Below are 15,442 nucleotides of genomic sequence, written 5' to 3'. Positions count from 1 at the left end.
TTATTTTTGCATCCAAGTCTTCAATAACAATACCTGCCCATACCTCCGTGCCGGTTGATGCAGGAACTGCTCCGCCCAGATCAGGGGCTGCCATTGCCGGCATCACCATGCTTGCTGCCATTGCGCCAGCTAATAATGCTGTTGTAAGTCTCTTCTTCATTCTTCTTTCTCTCCTTTTAAAGAAATTTTATTATAATAAAAAGAATATCTCTTTTTATTTCATAGTGACCATCGGAACGTCCAGCTGATTCTCTTGTATCTCCTGCTGGCAGCTCATTTTGCAAATCCTGTTTCCGGACCTGAGATTCGGTTCTTCTGGCAACAGATCTGTTGCCGTCTCAGGGGTAATCAGCAGTCTTTTGTTCCAAACTACACCACTGTTCCCGCTTCCGAGTATATTTCCATTTCCCGTTTCAAACCTGCATAATAATATCTCCCTACTGGCAGCACCACCCCCGTATCTAAGGTTATTTCTTTAAATGAAATATTTCTGATATGAGATATTGCCGCCACATAAGACTTATGGACTCTTACAAAGCCATAATCCTTAAACCTTAATTCAACTTTTCCTATAGTTGAATTGAAATGAAACTGGCCATTATTGTAATAAACGGTCACAATCCGTTTTGTAACTCCAAAGTAATGAATCTTTTTAATCTCAATCTTTCGGAATTCACCGACACCTTTGCACATAATGTATTCCGTTTGCTTTTCTTGTACGGATTTTACTGCCCGTATGAAAATATCTTCGAATTTTTCTGCCGTTGTCTCTCCTTTTACTACATAGTGCAATGCTCTGACATCAAACGCCGTAGTATAAAAATCTTTTGAGACTGTAGAAAATATTATTTCACCCATATATCCCTGACCTCTCAGCTTTCCGGCGACCTTATCCCCCTGCATCCCGCTCATACTCATATCCAGATAAATAATGTCCGGATATTTCTTTGGGTCCTGCAGACATAACAACAGTTCTTCGCCTTTGTGATATAAAGAAAACACAGCATTGACTTGATGAATTGACGCTAACTGTACCAACTGCCTTTTACATTGTTCCAGCTCTCGTTCATTATCATCGCAAATTGCAATAATCATGCTTTATCCCCCTTTTCACTCGAGTGTTATTTTGTAAGCGCTTACATTTTATTGTTATAGGCCGGTATCCGTGTATATGTCGATATTACGGGTCAGGCAGCACCTGCAGCTGATTAACATATGTTTATAGCCGTCTGTCTGGGCTTTGCATAGCGGTCGCCCGCTCTCGCGCGGACTCAAAAAATATCAGCCAGCCTCTGCTGGGACACGACCGCTTATGGCCATATTGACCATTTTTCTGTGAAAATCGTAATATTCCTCCAATACATCGTCGCTCCCACTGTCCGAGCGATACATCCAGCTCATTGCCATGGAAAACATAGCCCGTGTCCACAGGCGTGAAAAAAAGGCCGTGTCAAATTGGGGGATTTCCCCGCGCTCAATCAGCATGTCGAGGATATACTGAACGCTCCGCGCGCTTTCATCGTGCAACCCCCTTGTAACAATCGTGCCGGCCTTTTCGTTCGTAAACTGCTCCATGAACAGTACGCGGTACGCCCGCCGCATGAAGTCCTCATCTTCCTGCTTGAAATTGGGAAAGCACCGTCTCAGAATCTCCCGTGGTGAAAGCGTGCCGAAGAGGGGGTCCACCTTTTCCGGGGTCAGCAGGTAACCTTTCAGTATTTCAAAAAATCGGTCCATGATCCCATCCAGTATGGCACTCTTGCCGTCAAAATACCGGTATATAACCGAATCGCTGATGCCCGCCGCCGCGCCGATCTCGCGCACAGTCGTCACGTTATACCCTTTCTCGGCAAACAACCGGGCAGCCTCTCCAAAAATCCGTTCCTTTGTATCTGTCATAACCTTGTCCCCCTGTTCCCAGCTTAAACTTTCCGCATGACCGGCAAACGGTAATTGCCTCCTGTCCGGTTGTCGGTAATTTCATGCGTTCGAATCCTTTCCCTCAGTAAGCCGGACTGATATGACCACGGCTTTTTATGCCATGGACCGGCGAAACAAAAGGTAAGTACTTACAATTTATTGTTATAGGCTGGTATCCGTTCATATGTCGATACCCGTTCTATGCCGGTATCCTTTCATCGCCACATTTAAATAAGGCATCAGCCATTCTCTATATAGGCAGTGGTTCTGCCCTGTCGGATAGCATTTCGCTATTTTAGAATTTTCTCAATTAGAATATTATAAAATGGATATTACTGGAATTACATTGTTCTCAACTTGTGTTTTTTTGTTCCTAATTTGAATATTTTTATTATCCACTTACGGGTCATAGTAACCTCATAATGATAAAACGGCCGTCTGCATTGAACTGCTGTTCAAACATACGGCCGTTTTCATATATATTCAGTTGTGGAACCATCCTAAGCTTCCTTCGGTATGACAGTAATGATCATTCTCCCAACAATCTAATGTGGCTTTTATGTATAGACTACGGTCTGATTCAATAAAAAACCCCTGGCTTTTACCGCTTTGAGTTTTTGGGTGTTTCCCGGTAACCATGATCAGTGAATGATCCTTCCATCTATCAATACCAATTCTACCGAAGAGGAATAATCCAAGGGAGACCCCTGATACACCACAATATCCGCATCTTTGCCGCATTCTAAGGAACCCACCCGGTCTTCGATCCCTAAATGTCTGGCAGGATTGATGGTAATTGCTTTCAACGCTTCATATGGATCCATTCCGGCCTTTACCGCCAGTCCGGCGCACAGAGGCAGGTACTGCTGGGGAATCACCGGAGAATCAGTAATAATGGAAACCATACAGCCCGCTTCCGAAAGAATCTTTGGCGTATCAAATGTCTTGTTCTGCAGTTCAAATTTAGTGGCATGAGTCAGGGTAGGCCCTACCGCGCAGGGATAGTTTTCCTCTGCCAGCTCATCCGCAATCAAATGGCCTTCGGTACAATGCTCTAATGTCATCCGAACCTTAAATTCTTTGGCAATCCGGATTGCAGTCAGGATATCATTGGCCTGATGGGCATGTGCCTTTAAGGGAATGCTTCCGTCAAGCACAGGAAGCAATGCTTCCAGCTTCATATCATAAGCCGGCCTTTTTAATAAATCATCTCCGGCGGCTTCTATCCGTTCTCTGTAATCCAGGGCTTTTAAGAGCATCTCCCGCAGCTTGGCGGCGGTAGACATCCGGGCAAAGTTGTTCTTATCCCTGTAACACCGCTTGGGATTCTCTCCAAATGCACATTTCATGGCAACCGGATCCTTTACCACCATGGAATCCACCCGTTTTCCGGTGGTTTTCACCGCCATAAAGGTTCCTCCCAGCACATTGGAACTCCCAGGCCCTGTGCCTACGCAGGTAACCCCTGCCCTGGCGGCCATATATACCGAAGGATCCATTGGATTGAAGCTGTCGATTCCTCTCAAGTGAGGCGTGCAGATATCGTTCATCTCGTTGTGATCCTGCCCTTCAAATCCGATCCCATACCCGCTAACCCCCAGGTGGCAGTGCGCTTCCACAAATCCCGGATACAGATCCTTGCCTGAAGCATCATATAGTTCCGTTCCCTCCATAACGTCAATTCCCGTACCGATCTCTATGATTTTTCCCTCATCAATCAGGATATCTCCTTCATAAGCCTCCCGGCTTACCATATCATGAATCATACCATTCTTAATACAAAGCATTGCGTTCTATCTCCTTTCAAATTGTTTATTCGGGGCTATCCGGAACTGCTTCTCTTATTTGCAGTAGTGAAGGCTCACTGTTCCATTCTCGTTATACACCACAGCCTCTCTTTTCATGAAGAGCCGGTCAATTGCCTCCAGATACGCCTCCTTTGAACTGAAATAAGGACTGCTTTCCTCAATCACCCTTTTTGCCAGGGCCCCATCATCTTTTAAGAGCATATCTGCGGCCACAACCAGACACTGGGCAGGCTTTAGGCATGCCAGTTCTTTATCCACAATATAGTAATCACTGCCATGCCCTGTCCCCGCAGCACCTCCCGAATGAGGATGCACCACCGGCATAATGGCGGATAAATCCCCCATATCCGTGCTCCCGGTTCCCCATTTGCCGTCCATGTCCACGCTGTCCGGACCTGCGACCTCTCTCATGGCATCTGCAATGACCAGAGAAAGGTTCTTATCATTGTTCAGAGGAAAATACCCGGGTTGATCGTCAATTTCCACCTTACAGCCCATGGAAGCGGCGGCACCAGATACAGCCAGATTCACTTTATTGTTAAAGGTCAGAATACTCTCATAGGAAGCTCCCCTGACATAGCTCTCTATCCTTGCCACTTCAGGTATGGCATTCACCGCCAGCCCTGCTTCTGTAATAATAGGATGAAAACGGATGTGTTCCCCATCAGGAAACGTCTCCCGAAGAGCATTGACGGCGTTGATGGCACAGGTCGCCGCATACAGGGCATTCTTCCCATCCTGGGGCGCTCCTCCCGCATGGGCAGAAACTCCCTCAAAGGTAATGTTTTTTGTGACACAGCCGTTGCTGCCCCTGCTTACAGCAAGGGCTTTTCCTTCATCAAGTTTCCCGGAATGGATCATCATCGCTATATCCACCTGATCAAAGTACCCTCTGTAGATATATTCGACCTTTCCTCCGAAATATGTAATGATCCCCTTTTGTCTCAGTTCCTTGCGGTATCCCAGCTCAATCAGCTCCTCTGCCGGAACGGAAATCAGACGAATGCTCCCACACATACCTTCCAGAGCCTCAGGCTCTTTTAAGGCCGCCGCCACTCCAATGAGAGTGGCGCACTGGGCATGATGACCACAGGCATGAACATAAGAGGTTTCAGGATCAGCCTCAGGATGGTTTCTTACGATCAGAGAATCCAGTTCTCCAAGAATCGCTATCTTCGGCCCCGGTCTTCCTGTGTCTAAATCAGTATAAAATCCTGGAATGTCACCGGCCTTCCTTAAAGTGTACCCAAGCTGCTCAAACTTCTCTTCCATGTATGCAGAAGTATTCCACTCCCGGAATCCGGTTTCCGGATGCTTCCAGATATAGTCTGCAGTTTCGTAAATCAGCTTCTCATATTTCGCTGTCAAAGCAATCAGCCTCTTTGATTTTGTCATGTTCCCCTCCTATTTATATAGAAAGCAGGCAACCATGTGGCCGCTTCCTGTATCCTTTAACAGTGGCTTTTCTTCTCTGCACCGCTCCATACATTGTCTGCAGCGCCCTGCAAGGGGACATCCCCTTTGCTCGCCAATAGGGCTTTTAATATCTCCCTCCAGCAGAATGCGGTCCCGTTTCTCAAACGGACTCTCCGGAGGAATGGCGGAAAGCAGAGCTTTTGTATAGGGATGCAAAGGTTCATTATAGATTCCATCCGATGTATGGAATTCAACCACCTGCCCCAAATACATAATCATGATCCGGTCACTGACATATTTGATAATCCCCAGATCGTGAGAAATAAAAATGTAAGTCAGCTTATGCTCAGCCTGTAATTTCTTAAACAGATTGAGCACCTGCGCCTGAATGGATACGTCCAGTGCGGATACCGGCTCATCACAGACAATCACTCTTGGTTCCACGGAAACTGCCCGTGCAATATTGATCCTCTGCCTCTGTCCTCCTGAAAATTCATGTGGATACCGTTCCATGTACTGGATATCCATGCCTACCTCCCTTAAATAATCCAAAGCCTTCCGCCGCCGGTCTCCAGCGGATTCTCCCAGTCCATGGGCCGTCATGGCTTCCTCAATGGAATAAGCCGCGGTCCTTCTTGGATCAAGAGACGAATAGGGGTCCTGAAATATCATCTGAATATTCCGGCGGGCCTTTTCCTTCTCTGCTCCGGTTAAGGTCCAGAGGTCTTTCCCTTCATAGAAGATGTTTCCTCCGGTGGGCTTATGAAGCTGCACCAGACATCTTCCCAGAGTTGACTTCCCGCAGCCTGACTCACCGATGACTCCAAGGGTTTCTCCCTCATACACCTGAAAGGATACTTCGCTTAAGGCATGAAGCATTTTACTTTTCTCTGAAAATCTCCTGCTTTTGATTACGAAGGTTTTACTTAATGACTCCACGTTTAAGATCGGTTGTTTCTGTTCCGTCGCGGTTCACCTCCCCTCTGATTAACTGATTGTTCTTTGTCTGCCTGTGGCAGGCCACAAAATGTTCCGGACTGACCTCCAAAAGAGGAGGAACCTTTTGTCTGCATATTTCCTCCGCATAAAGGCACCGATTGTAAAAACTGCAGCAGCCCCCTGTAAGCCGGAGATCCGGAGGCATTCCCGGAATCGTGACCAGAGCTTCCTTTGATGAACTCTTAAGCTTTGGCATTGAGTCTAAAAGCCCCCAGGTATACGGATGGAGCGGTTCTAAATATAATGTTTTTGTATCCGCATACTCCACAGTAGTGCCGGCATACATGACCATGACCGTATCACACATATCCCAGACGATTCCCATATTATGGGTGATCAGAAGTATGGCGGTGTTTAATTTCTTCTGAAGCTCCTTTAGCAGCAAAAGCACCTGAGCCTGAACGGTTACGTCAAGAGCAGTAGTGGGTTCGTCGGCAATGATCAGTCTGGGATTTCCAAGTACGGCCATAGCAATGATGACCCTCTGGCACATTCCTCCTGACAGCTCATGGGGATATGCTTCCATCCGCTTTCTTGCCTCCGGGATACCTACCAGCTTAAGAGCCTCTACCGCCATCTCAAAAGCCTCTTTTTTTCCTGTTTTTTGATGGGCCCGGATCATTTCCACCATCTGATAACCGATCTTAAATACAGGATCCAGAGAAGTCATGGGATTCTGGAATATCATGGAGCATTCTTCTCCCCGGAACCTTAAGAGTTCCTTTTCAGTGAACCTCCGGATATCCTCTCCTGCAAACAAAATCTCCCCTTCCACAATCCTGCCGGTTTTTGAAGGCATTAAACGCATGACAGAAGCGCTTGTCACACTTTTGCCAGAGCCGGATTCTCCCACAATTCCCATGGTCTTTCCCTGCTTTAAAGAAAAACTGACCCCATCCACTGCTTTGGATACACCGCTGGCCTGGTAGAAATAAGTTTTCAAGCCATTTATCTTTAAGAGGATTTCTTCCTGATTCATTCCTGCCTCCTTCTACTGTCTCATTTTAGGATCCATTACATCGCGGATCCCGTCTCCCAGTAAGTTAAAGCCCACAACCGTAACAAGAATCACAGCTCCGGCAACTCCGGCAACATGGGGAGCCGTAGTCAGACAGTCGCGGCCTACCCTTAAGCTGCTGCCCCAGGAAGCAGTTGGAAGTGCGATGCCAAGACCCAGAAAGCTTAAAGAGGCTTCAGAAATAATGGCATTGGCAATGCGGAGCGTTCCATATACAATAATCTGCGAAACACAGTTCGGAAAGATGTGGGCAAATAAAAGCCGGCAATGAGATATTCCTATCACCCTGCAGGCATTGCAGTACTCCTCTTCCTTTACCGCCAGCACCTGCCCCCGGGTAATGCGCGCAAAACCTGGCACACTGGCAATCCCGATGGCAAAAATGACATTTATTACACCGTTTCCAAGTACAGTAATTAAAATCATGGAAAGCAGAATAAACGGAAAGGAGAACAGACCATCCATAAAGCGCATCAACACCGTATCTATCGCTCCGCCGCAATAGCCTGCAAGCAAGCCAACCAATACCCCGAGAGCAGCGCCTACAAGCGTTGCTCCTGCTGCTACAATTAAGGAGACTCTTGCCCCATAAAGAATGCGGGACAGAATATCCCTCCCCAGATCATCGGTTCCGAGAATGTGCCCCTGAAAGCCGATTCCTTTAAAGGGGATCCCCGGATTGATGGTATTCGGTTTATAGGGGGCAAGAACCGGTGCGAATATTGCCATAAGCACCATAAAACATACAATAGCAAATCCGAGCACAGCAGTTCTGTTTCGTTTCAGCTTATTCCAGGCATGATTGGATCTCCGTTCTTTCATAAGCAATTCCATATTTGCCTCTGTTCCCAACAGATCCTTTTCTTTTTCCGCCATTCCGGCTCACCCCCTCCCTGCTTTTATTTTAGGATTCAGCAGCATATAGGCTACATCCACCATCATATTACAGAACACGAACATGACGGCGGAAAAAAGCACCGTACCCTGAATCAGGGAATAATCCCGGTTATTAATGGCCGTATTAATCATGGTCCCCATACCCGGCCAGGAGAAAATCCCCTCTGTAATAATGGCTCCGGTAAAAGTATTCGCAATCTGGAGTCCTAAAACCGTGACAAGGGGAGGAAGCGCATTTTTCAGCCCATGAATGCAGATGATACGGACTCTCTTAATTCCCCTTGCACCCAGGCATCGGATATAATCACTGCTTAAGGCTTCTATCATGCTGGACCGTATGGTTCTTGCAAAGGTAGCCATGGGAATTGTGGACAGGCAGAAAGAGGGAAGAATCATATGACGGATAATATCTCCCAGCCCGTCTTTTATATTTCCCATTCCCATGACCGGAAGAAGATTCATTTTTACGGAAAACTGCAGCACAAGCATTAACGCCAGCCAGAAAATGGGCATGGATACTCCTATCAGCGTCAGAACCATAAACAGGTAATCGAACCAGGTATTCTGCTTAACAGCAGCTCCCACTCCCACCGCCCCGCCGATCAGCAGGGCAAAGACAAGCGCCACCAGAGTCAGGGAAAGAGTATTTGGAATCCTGGAAATGATCAGTTCCAGCACGTCATTGCGGTAGCTGTAGGAATAACCGAAATCTCCGGAAAATAGACCGGAAAGGTATAGACCGTATTGTTTGGGTATACTCTTATCCAAATTCATTCTGACTCTCATAGCTGCAATATCCTCTGCCCTGGCCTCAATACCAAGGATTGCAACAGCCGGGTCTCCGGGTAACATTCTGGTCAGAGAGAACGTGATCGTAACAACGATTAACAGGGTTGGTATGGTCTGCAGGAGTCGTTTCAAAATCATTTTCAGCATAAACATATCCCTCTCTTTTTCGTAATGAAAGAGGCGGCCGCGGCTATTACTCAATCCAGATATTGTTAAACGGAGTAGCAATCAGCAGCTCACTGTCCGCCCTGAGGATCACATCATGAACTTTGCCGGAAACGCCCCAATTGCGGCCTTCATATGCATAATAGATACCTGTATATTCATTCATAACCGTTTCCATGACCTTACCGTAAAGTTCGCTTCTTTTTCCTTCATCCGTCAGAGAGAACGCCTCTTTCAGCAAATCATCCACCTCTGCATTGGTATAACCGCCTGCATTGGAGGATGCATGGAGCGTGGCGGTTCCGAAAAACTTATCCAAAAATCCGTAAGGATCCGGGGAACTGTTCCAGCTTACTCCATAGCTGTTTAACGTATCCGCCTGCCAGCTGTCAAGCACCGCGGCAGACCATTCCGCCATAGTGGAGGATTTGATATCAAGCTTCACTCCGATCTCTCCCCAGTAATACTGCAGCATCTGCGCCATCTTATCGCGATAGGTGGTGGAGCCGATATAAAGTGTCATGGTAAATCCATCCGGATATCCCGCTTCTTTTAAAAGGGCCATGGCACCTTCCGGGTCATAGTCCGGAACCAGCTTGTTGTAATCGGTATTATAAGCCCAGGAATATGCTGTTAAGGGCTGGTAGGCCCTGCTTCCTTCTCCGTACTGATAAATACCCGATACTAAAGAATCAATGTCAACTGCCATGGTAAGCGCCTTACGGACTTTGGGATCCTTTGTCGGACCGTTCTGCAAATTAAATCTCACGTAGGTGACGGATGAACTTGGAGTCTGCAAAAGCACCCCCTCATCCCCGGCCCGTTTGATTGCCTCTCCCTGAAGATACATGGCGATGTCAATCTCCCCTGTCTGCACTGCATTGATCGCCTGATTGGAATCTGAAACGATTTTAAACAGGATTCCGTCAACATGAGGCTTGGTTCCCCAATAGTTCTCATTCCTTTTCAGCACCACTTTCTCATCAGTAACCAATTCCTCCAGAGTAAAAGGTCCTGTTCCAACGATATGGGTCTTAAACTCCTCTCCCCTGCCTTCCACCTCTTCCTTGGGAAGAATTGCTGTTCCAATACCTGTAAGCTGGGAGATAAACGGACCGGCAGGAGATGTCATATGTAAAATTACCTGCGTATCATTTACCACTTCCACATAATCAAAGAAATCCCGGCAAATACGGTCAGTGGCAGATTCCTCTTTGCTTCGCTCCAGCGAATATTTGACGTCCTCAGCCGTCATCTTTCTACCGGTGCAATATTTGCCTTTCTGGAAGTAAACGTCATCACGGAGATTGATGGTATATGCTAATCCGTCTTCGCTGACTGTCCAGTCAGTTGCAAGCAAAGGAATAGGATTTTTATATTCCTTATCCCAGACAAAAAGTGTTTCCAGAACATTATACATAATATGATCCTCATACACGGTGGAATATTCCACAGGATCTAAGGTCAAGGGGGAAGACGGCATGGATGCCACCAGGGTCCCTCCTTCTTTTGCTGCTGCCTCCGTATTTCCCACTGAAACGCCGGCATCTAATGTCTGCCCTGTGGCATTTGCATCGGGAGTGATAACGGATGCTGTTGTTTCTGCCGCCAGGCTGCTGTTTGTCTCTGTCTGACCGGCGCAGGCGGAAAGCGCACAGACAGCCAGCATCACTGTTAAGGCGGCTGCTGACATAATCCTTGACTGTTGCCATAATCCTTTTCTCATAGTGATTGTCTCCTTTCCTTATTCTTATCTTATAGTCAATTGCGAAACTCTGAAACCATTGAAATTACTGAAATCAATCGCTTTTTGAGTTTTGCAATTACCTATTCCGATCTTAAATAAACAAAAAAAAGACGGCTTCATATACTAACGTATATCGCCGTCGATTTAAATAAAAGATATGTTAACATCAAATCAAGTAATTGTCAAGATGTTTATTCAATAGGCTTCTTTCTCCCTCCTGAAGGATTCTCACGGTTATAATATTCATTAAAATACATTGCTTTTTATCCTGAGTTCTGAACAGTTATATATAATTTATATATTAAACTATGGGTAAATATTCATGGGTATGACGCGATTTGTTACCATTTTTTATTGACAATGGCAGCTTAATAAGTTAATATCATACATACATATATGTTATATAGGTTATAGCGAAACAGGTATATAAATCTAAGAAAACATGGAAACCATAAAGGGCTTGGCAGATTCTGGGATTAACAATGTTAAGTGAAGAAATTTAGGCGCACTTTAATAAAAGTTATGAAGTTTTAAGTCTTATGCAATTAATGGTTTTTGATTCTGAATGTATTCATGGCGGTGGATTTTATACGGGCTGTGGTGTTTCACAATTACCTAGAATGATATATGCTGAAAGGGGTGTTCTCTGTCTTGCTGATGAAACAATTTTGTCTTGCTCTCATTAAAAAGTTGGCAATTATGTTCATTACGCTGTGGATTATTATTACAGCCACATTTTTTCTTATACACTTGCTGCCCGGTTCCCCCTATGTGAACCAGCAAAAGTTATCCCCCGCCCAGTTAGAGATCCTATATCGTCAGGCGGGACTGGATAAGCCAATCTATCAGCAATACTTCATTTACCTTGGCAATGTCCTGCAGGGGGATTTTGGCACATCTTTCCAGTTCAAAAACCAGCCTGTGGCAAAGCTGCTTGTTAACAGGATCGGGCCTTCTGTTCAGCTTGGGGTACAAGCTATCGTTGTGGGGACATTGGCAGGGGTTATCCTTGGAGTGATTTCGGCGATGTATCGCAACACTTTTGCGGACAGTATTGTTTCGGTTATAGCAATTCTGGGCAGGTCAATTCCGAACTTTGTTTTTGCTGTGGTCCTGCAGTATATTTTTGCGGTGAAGCTGGGGATCCTGCCAATAGCCATGTGGAAGAACTTTTCCTACACCATTCTTCCCACCCTGACTTTGGCGATGTCGCCAATGGCAAACGCCGCAAGGTTTATCCGAACGGAAATGGTGGAATCTTTAAACAGCGAATACATAGAGCTTGCCCGCGCAAAAGGCTTTGGGCCTTGGCAAACGGCGTTTCGTCACGCCTTGCGAAACAGCCTCATCCCGTTGATCACCCTGCTTGGCCCAATGTCCGTGAGTCTGATGACCGGCTCGTTGGTGATAGAAAATATCTACGCTGTGCCTGGAATAGGCGAGCAATTTGTAAAATCTATCATAACTAACGATTACCCCACGATTATGGCGATCACAATTCTTTATTCCGCGATGCTGATTGTTATCATATCTGCTGTGGATTTGCTTTACGGACTTGTTGATCCGCGAATCCGCGTGACAGGAGGCGAAAAAGTTGGAAAATAATGAAAGGTTTGATTTGATTCTGCCTGAAGACTCTTTCGAGCCCCTTGAATCCGGCAAAACCACTGCCAAAGCAGTTCCTTCGTCACCACGTTTGAGTTTTACACAGGATTCGTGGCGCAGGCTGAAAAAGAACAAAGGTGCCGTGATTTCCCTGTGTGTTTTGTTGTTCGTGGCGTCAGTTGCCATTTTGGCAGGGTGGATTTCCCCCCAGGACCCGAACAAACAAAGCTTGCTCTACGTGAATCTGCCGCCAAAAATCCCTGGGGTGTCCCTTTACGGATTCAACGGGTGGGGCATTGTTTCTGGCGAGCGTGTTGATATTTACACCGCTAAAAATGTTCCTGAAAACGTTTACTTTTATCTTGGGACCGATGCTTTGGGACGGGATGAACTGTCGCGGCTTCTCTTTGGGATACGAATGTCACTGATTATTGCCGTCCTGGCAGCGGTTATTGATTTGGGAATCGGCGTAGCTTACGGGCTGTTCTCAGGGGTGTGCGGCGGAGTTGCGGATACCGTCATGCAACGCATATTGGAGATTCTTTCCGGTATCCCCACATTGGTCATAATGATTTTAATGCTCACCATTTTTGACCCGGGATTGCTTTCCATTGTTTTTGCCATGATTATAACCGGTTGGGTGAATATGGCAAGGGTAGTCCGAGCCCAGACACTGAAAATCAAAGAGCAGGAATACGTCTATGCGGCAACCGTATTGGGAGCTTCCCGCTTAAATATTGCCTTGCGGCATATTTTGCCGAACATTGCGGGCGTAATCATTGTACAACTGATGTTCAGTATTCCAACCGCTATTTTTTTTGAGGCATTTTTAAGCTTCATCGGCTTAGGCTTAAAGCCCCCGATCGCTTCGCTGGGCACCTTGCTTAACGAGGGATACAAGACTTTCCGCTTTTTGCCGCATTTGATGTGGGTACCGGCTGCGGCTCTTTCGGTGATGATGATTTGCTTTAATTTGCTGGCGGACGGTATGCGCGATGCCTTTGACCCAAAGACCAAAGAATAATTTAAGGATTTGTGACTGATATGGAAAATGAATCGAAAGAAATTGCGCTTCAGGTAAAAGATTTAGATATATCATTTAACATTTATGAGGGGGAAGTGCGTGCCCTGCGCTCGGTAAGCTTTGAGCTTTACAAAGGTGAAACCTTGGCTATCGTGGGGGAAAGCGGCTGCGGTAAATCTGTGACGGCAAAATCCATCATGCGCTTGCTGCCCGGTTCGGCAAGGATAAATTCCGGTTCGATTATTTTTCACGGGGAAGATTTGGTCAAAAAATCGCAGCGTGAAATGCAAAAAATACGCTCCCGGAGTATCGGTATGGTTTTTCAAGACCCCATGACCTCCCTTGACCCAACGATGAGCATTGGAAAACAGGTAGCTGAATCTCTGCGGTTACATAAGAAAGTTTCTAAGCAGGAATCTTTAGAAGAGGCCCGCAGACTCCTGGATCTTGTGGGCATCCCCGATGCGGGGCGCCGGATGAAGTGTTATCCCCATCAGTTTTCAGGCGGTCAGCGCCAAAGGATCGTGATCGCGGCAGCGCTTATCTGCTCGCCGGAGATTATCATAGCAGATGAGCCAACCACCGCCCTGGATGTTACCGTACAGGCGCAGATACTGGAACTGTTAAAGGAGCTTAAGACAAAGTTAAACACTTCGGTGATCTTTATCACCCATAATCTGGGGGCGGTGGCCAATATTGCCGACAGGATTGCGGTGATGTATGCGGGCAAAATTGTGGAAATAGGCAGTGTTTGGGAAATGTTTTACAATCCCCAGCACCCTTACACCTGGGGGCTTCTTGCCTCATTCCCTGCCATTGATGATGGAGAAAAGCGCCTGCACGCGATTCCGGGAATGCCGCCGAATATGATTCATCCCCCGGAAGGTGATGCTTTCCATCTCCGCAACCCATACGCGATGAAAATCGATGCCGTGGCAGCCCCGCCTTTCTTTTCCGTTTCGCCTACCCATAAGGCGGCAACATGGCTTTTAGCGCCGGGAGCACCAGACATCGTCCCTCCGCCGGAGATTTTAAGACGCTGGGAAATTTTTAAACAATATCAAATCCGAGGTGAGAAAAATGACGACGACCGGGGCGATTGAGGGGAGACTGCTGGAATTGCAGTGTGTTACAAAGACTTTTAATTCCGGCAGAAAAAATGAGGTCAAAGCGGTAGATAACATTAGTTTCAGCATTTATAAGGGGGAAACCCTTGGTCTTGTGGGAGAAAGCGGCTGTGGAAAATCCACCACCGGCAGAATGATTGCAGGACTTTTTGCCCCCACTGGCGGTTCGATCATTTTTGACGACGAACACATCGGGAATTTAAAAGAAAAGAAAAGCCTGATGCGTTTCAGACGAAGGGTGCAGATGATCTTTCAGGATCCATACGCCTCCCTTGATCCGCGAATGAAAGTAAGAGAAATTATTGCCGAAGGCATAAAGCTTCACAAGCTGGTCAAAAGCAAAAGCGAATTGGACTTAAGAGTGGAAGAACTGCTTTTGCAGGTGGGACTGGACAGTTCCTGCTCCGGGCGGTATCCCCATGAGTTTTCCGGGGGACAAAGGCAAAGAATCGGCATTGCCAGAGCTCTTGCCGTTGAGCCGGAGTTCATCGTCTGCGACGAGCCTATTTCTGCCCTTGACGTTTCGATTCAGGCACAGGTGATAAATCTGCTTTTGGATTTGAGGGAAAGCCGCTCGCTTACGTACTTGTTTATCGCCCACGACTTAACTGTGGTGCGCCGTGTAAGCGACAGGATCGGCGTTATGTACAAAGGAAAACTTGTAGAAATAGGTGACAGCGATGAGATTTACCATTTCGGAGTTCACCCTTATACCGAAAGCCTGTTGTCGGCAATCCCCATCGCCGACCCGGTTTACGCTCAGAGCCACAAGCGCAAAACATACTCCCCGAATATGGAAGAAGACGGCAATGACGCTGCCTTAAGGGAGATAGCAGAAAATCACAGCATCTATTGTACCGAAAGCGAAATCGGATTCTACCGGGAAAAACTTTTAAATAAAAAATTAAAATCATAAAAAAGAAGGGA

General features: G+C 46.6%; 13 protein-coding genes. 4 read left to right on the top strand and 9 right to left on the bottom strand.

Annotated features, from left to right (window positions below; genetic code table 11):
• Positions 1-369: 369 nt before the first annotated feature.
• From RT269_RS23345 to RT269_RS23305, 9 genes are all read right to left on the bottom strand, one after another.
• Complete coding sequence (locus tag RT269_RS23345; RefSeq protein ID WP_313186217.1) at positions 370-1,095, bottom strand: LytR/AlgR family response regulator transcription factor; 726 nt, start codon at positions 1,093-1,095, stop codon at positions 370-372.
• Between the two features lie 186 nt (positions 1,096-1,281).
• Positions 1,282-1,899, bottom strand: a complete 618-nt coding sequence (locus RT269_RS23340) for a TetR/AcrR family transcriptional regulator (RefSeq protein ID WP_313186215.1) — start codon at positions 1,897-1,899, stop codon at positions 1,282-1,284.
• 662 nt (positions 1,900-2,561) lie between these two features.
• On the bottom strand, positions 2,562-3,707 hold the full coding sequence (locus RT269_RS23335; protein WP_313186214.1) for an amidohydrolase: 1,146 nt from the start codon (positions 3,705-3,707) through the stop codon (positions 2,562-2,564).
• A gap of 54 nt (positions 3,708-3,761) precedes the next feature.
• Positions 3,762-5,123, bottom strand: a complete 1,362-nt coding sequence (locus RT269_RS23330; protein WP_313186213.1) for an amidohydrolase — start codon at positions 5,121-5,123, stop codon at positions 3,762-3,764.
• Between the two features lie 9 nt (positions 5,124-5,132).
• Positions 5,133-6,023, bottom strand: coding sequence for an ABC transporter ATP-binding protein (locus tag RT269_RS23325; protein ID WP_313186212.1), 891 nt, complete (start codon positions 6,021-6,023; stop codon positions 5,133-5,135).
• A gap of 43 nt (positions 6,024-6,066) precedes the next feature.
• Positions 6,067-7,122, bottom strand: a complete 1,056-nt coding sequence (locus RT269_RS23320; RefSeq protein WP_313186211.1) for an ABC transporter ATP-binding protein — start codon at positions 7,120-7,122, stop codon at positions 6,067-6,069.
• Between the two features lie 12 nt (positions 7,123-7,134).
• Positions 7,135-8,037, bottom strand: coding sequence for an ABC transporter permease (locus RT269_RS23315; protein WP_313186209.1), 903 nt, complete (start codon positions 8,035-8,037; stop codon positions 7,135-7,137).
• Positions 8,038-8,043: 6 nt separating this feature from the next.
• On the bottom strand, positions 8,044-8,994 hold the full coding sequence (locus RT269_RS23310; RefSeq protein ID WP_313186207.1) for an ABC transporter permease: 951 nt from the start codon (positions 8,992-8,994) through the stop codon (positions 8,044-8,046).
• Positions 8,995-9,040: 46 nt separating this feature from the next.
• Positions 9,041-10,738: an ABC transporter substrate-binding protein gene (locus tag RT269_RS23305; protein WP_313186205.1), complete on the bottom strand. Its 1,698-nt coding sequence runs from the start codon at positions 10,736-10,738 to the stop codon at positions 9,041-9,043.
• Positions 10,739-11,416: 678 nt separating this feature from the next.
• Here RT269_RS23305 and RT269_RS23300 point away from each other — a divergent pair.
• The 4 genes from RT269_RS23300 to RT269_RS23285 are packed head-to-tail and all read left to right on the top strand — an operon-like array spanning position 11,417 to position 15,431.
• Positions 11,417-12,364, top strand: a complete 948-nt coding sequence (locus RT269_RS23300; RefSeq protein ID WP_312442920.1) for an ABC transporter permease — start codon at positions 11,417-11,419, stop codon at positions 12,362-12,364.
• Positions 12,354-13,388 carry an ABC transporter permease gene (locus RT269_RS23295; protein WP_313186202.1) on the top strand — a complete coding sequence of 345 codons (1,035 nt, stop codon included), beginning with the start codon at positions 12,354-12,356 and terminating at the stop codon, positions 13,386-13,388. Before RT269_RS23300 ends, RT269_RS23295 begins: the two co-directional genes overlap by 11 nt.
• 20 nt (positions 13,389-13,408) lie before the next feature.
• Entirely contained in the window at positions 13,409-14,491 is a 1,083-nt protein-coding gene (locus RT269_RS23290) for an ABC transporter ATP-binding protein (RefSeq protein ID WP_313186201.1), read from the top strand.
• Positions 14,469-15,431 carry an ABC transporter ATP-binding protein gene (locus RT269_RS23285; protein ID WP_313186200.1) on the top strand — a complete coding sequence of 321 codons (963 nt, stop codon included), beginning with the start codon at positions 14,469-14,471 and terminating at the stop codon, positions 15,429-15,431. The genes RT269_RS23290 and RT269_RS23285 overlap by 23 nt, the downstream gene beginning before the upstream one ends.
• Positions 15,432-15,442: the final 11 nt, after the last annotated feature.

Origin of the sequence: Lacrimispora sp. (genome assembly GCF_032078915.1) — a bacterium.
Lineage (GTDB): Bacteria > Bacillota > Clostridia > Lachnospirales > Lachnospiraceae > Lacrimispora.
The sequence above is the reverse complement of the archived record's forward strand: the minus strand, read 5'-3'. Positions and strand labels throughout refer to the sequence as shown.

What these genes read in the sequence shown, in the direction of transcription:
- RT269_RS23345 (WP_313186217.1), bottom strand. Translation starts at nt 1,095, where the DNA reads ATGATTATTGCAATTTGCGATGATAATGAACGAGAGCTGGAACAATGT.
- RT269_RS23340 (WP_313186215.1), bottom strand. Translation starts at nt 1,899, where the DNA reads ATGACAGATACAAAGGAACGGATTTTTGGAGAGGCTGCCCGGTTGTTT.
- RT269_RS23335 (WP_313186214.1), bottom strand. Translation starts at nt 3,707, where the DNA reads ATGCTTTGTATTAAGAATGGTATGATTCATGATATGGTAAGCCGGGAG.
- RT269_RS23330 (WP_313186213.1), bottom strand. Translation starts at nt 5,123, where the DNA reads ATGACAAAATCAAAGAGGCTGATTGCTTTGACAGCGAAATATGAGAAG.
- RT269_RS23325 (WP_313186212.1), bottom strand. Translation starts at nt 6,023, where the DNA reads ATGCTTCATGCCTTAAGCGAAGTATCCTTTCAGGTGTATGAGGGAGAA.
- RT269_RS23320 (WP_313186211.1), bottom strand. Translation starts at nt 7,122, where the DNA reads ATGAATCAGGAAGAAATCCTCTTAAAGATAAATGGCTTGAAAACTTAT.
- RT269_RS23315 (WP_313186209.1), bottom strand. Translation starts at nt 8,037, where the DNA reads ATGGCGGAAAAAGAAAAGGATCTGTTGGGAACAGAGGCAAATATGGAA.
- RT269_RS23310 (WP_313186207.1), bottom strand. Translation starts at nt 8,994, where the DNA reads ATGCTGAAAATGATTTTGAAACGACTCCTGCAGACCATACCAACCCTG.
- RT269_RS23305 (WP_313186205.1), bottom strand. Translation starts at nt 10,738, where the DNA reads ATGAGAAAAGGATTATGGCAACAGTCAAGGATTATGTCAGCAGCCGCC.
- RT269_RS23300 (WP_312442920.1), top strand. Translation starts at nt 11,417, where the DNA reads ATGAAACAATTTTGTCTTGCTCTCATTAAAAAGTTGGCAATTATGTTC.
- RT269_RS23290 (WP_313186201.1), top strand. Translation starts at nt 13,409, where the DNA reads ATGGAAAATGAATCGAAAGAAATTGCGCTTCAGGTAAAAGATTTAGAT.
- RT269_RS23285 (WP_313186200.1), top strand. Translation starts at nt 14,469, where the DNA reads ATGACGACGACCGGGGCGATTGAGGGGAGACTGCTGGAATTGCAGTGT.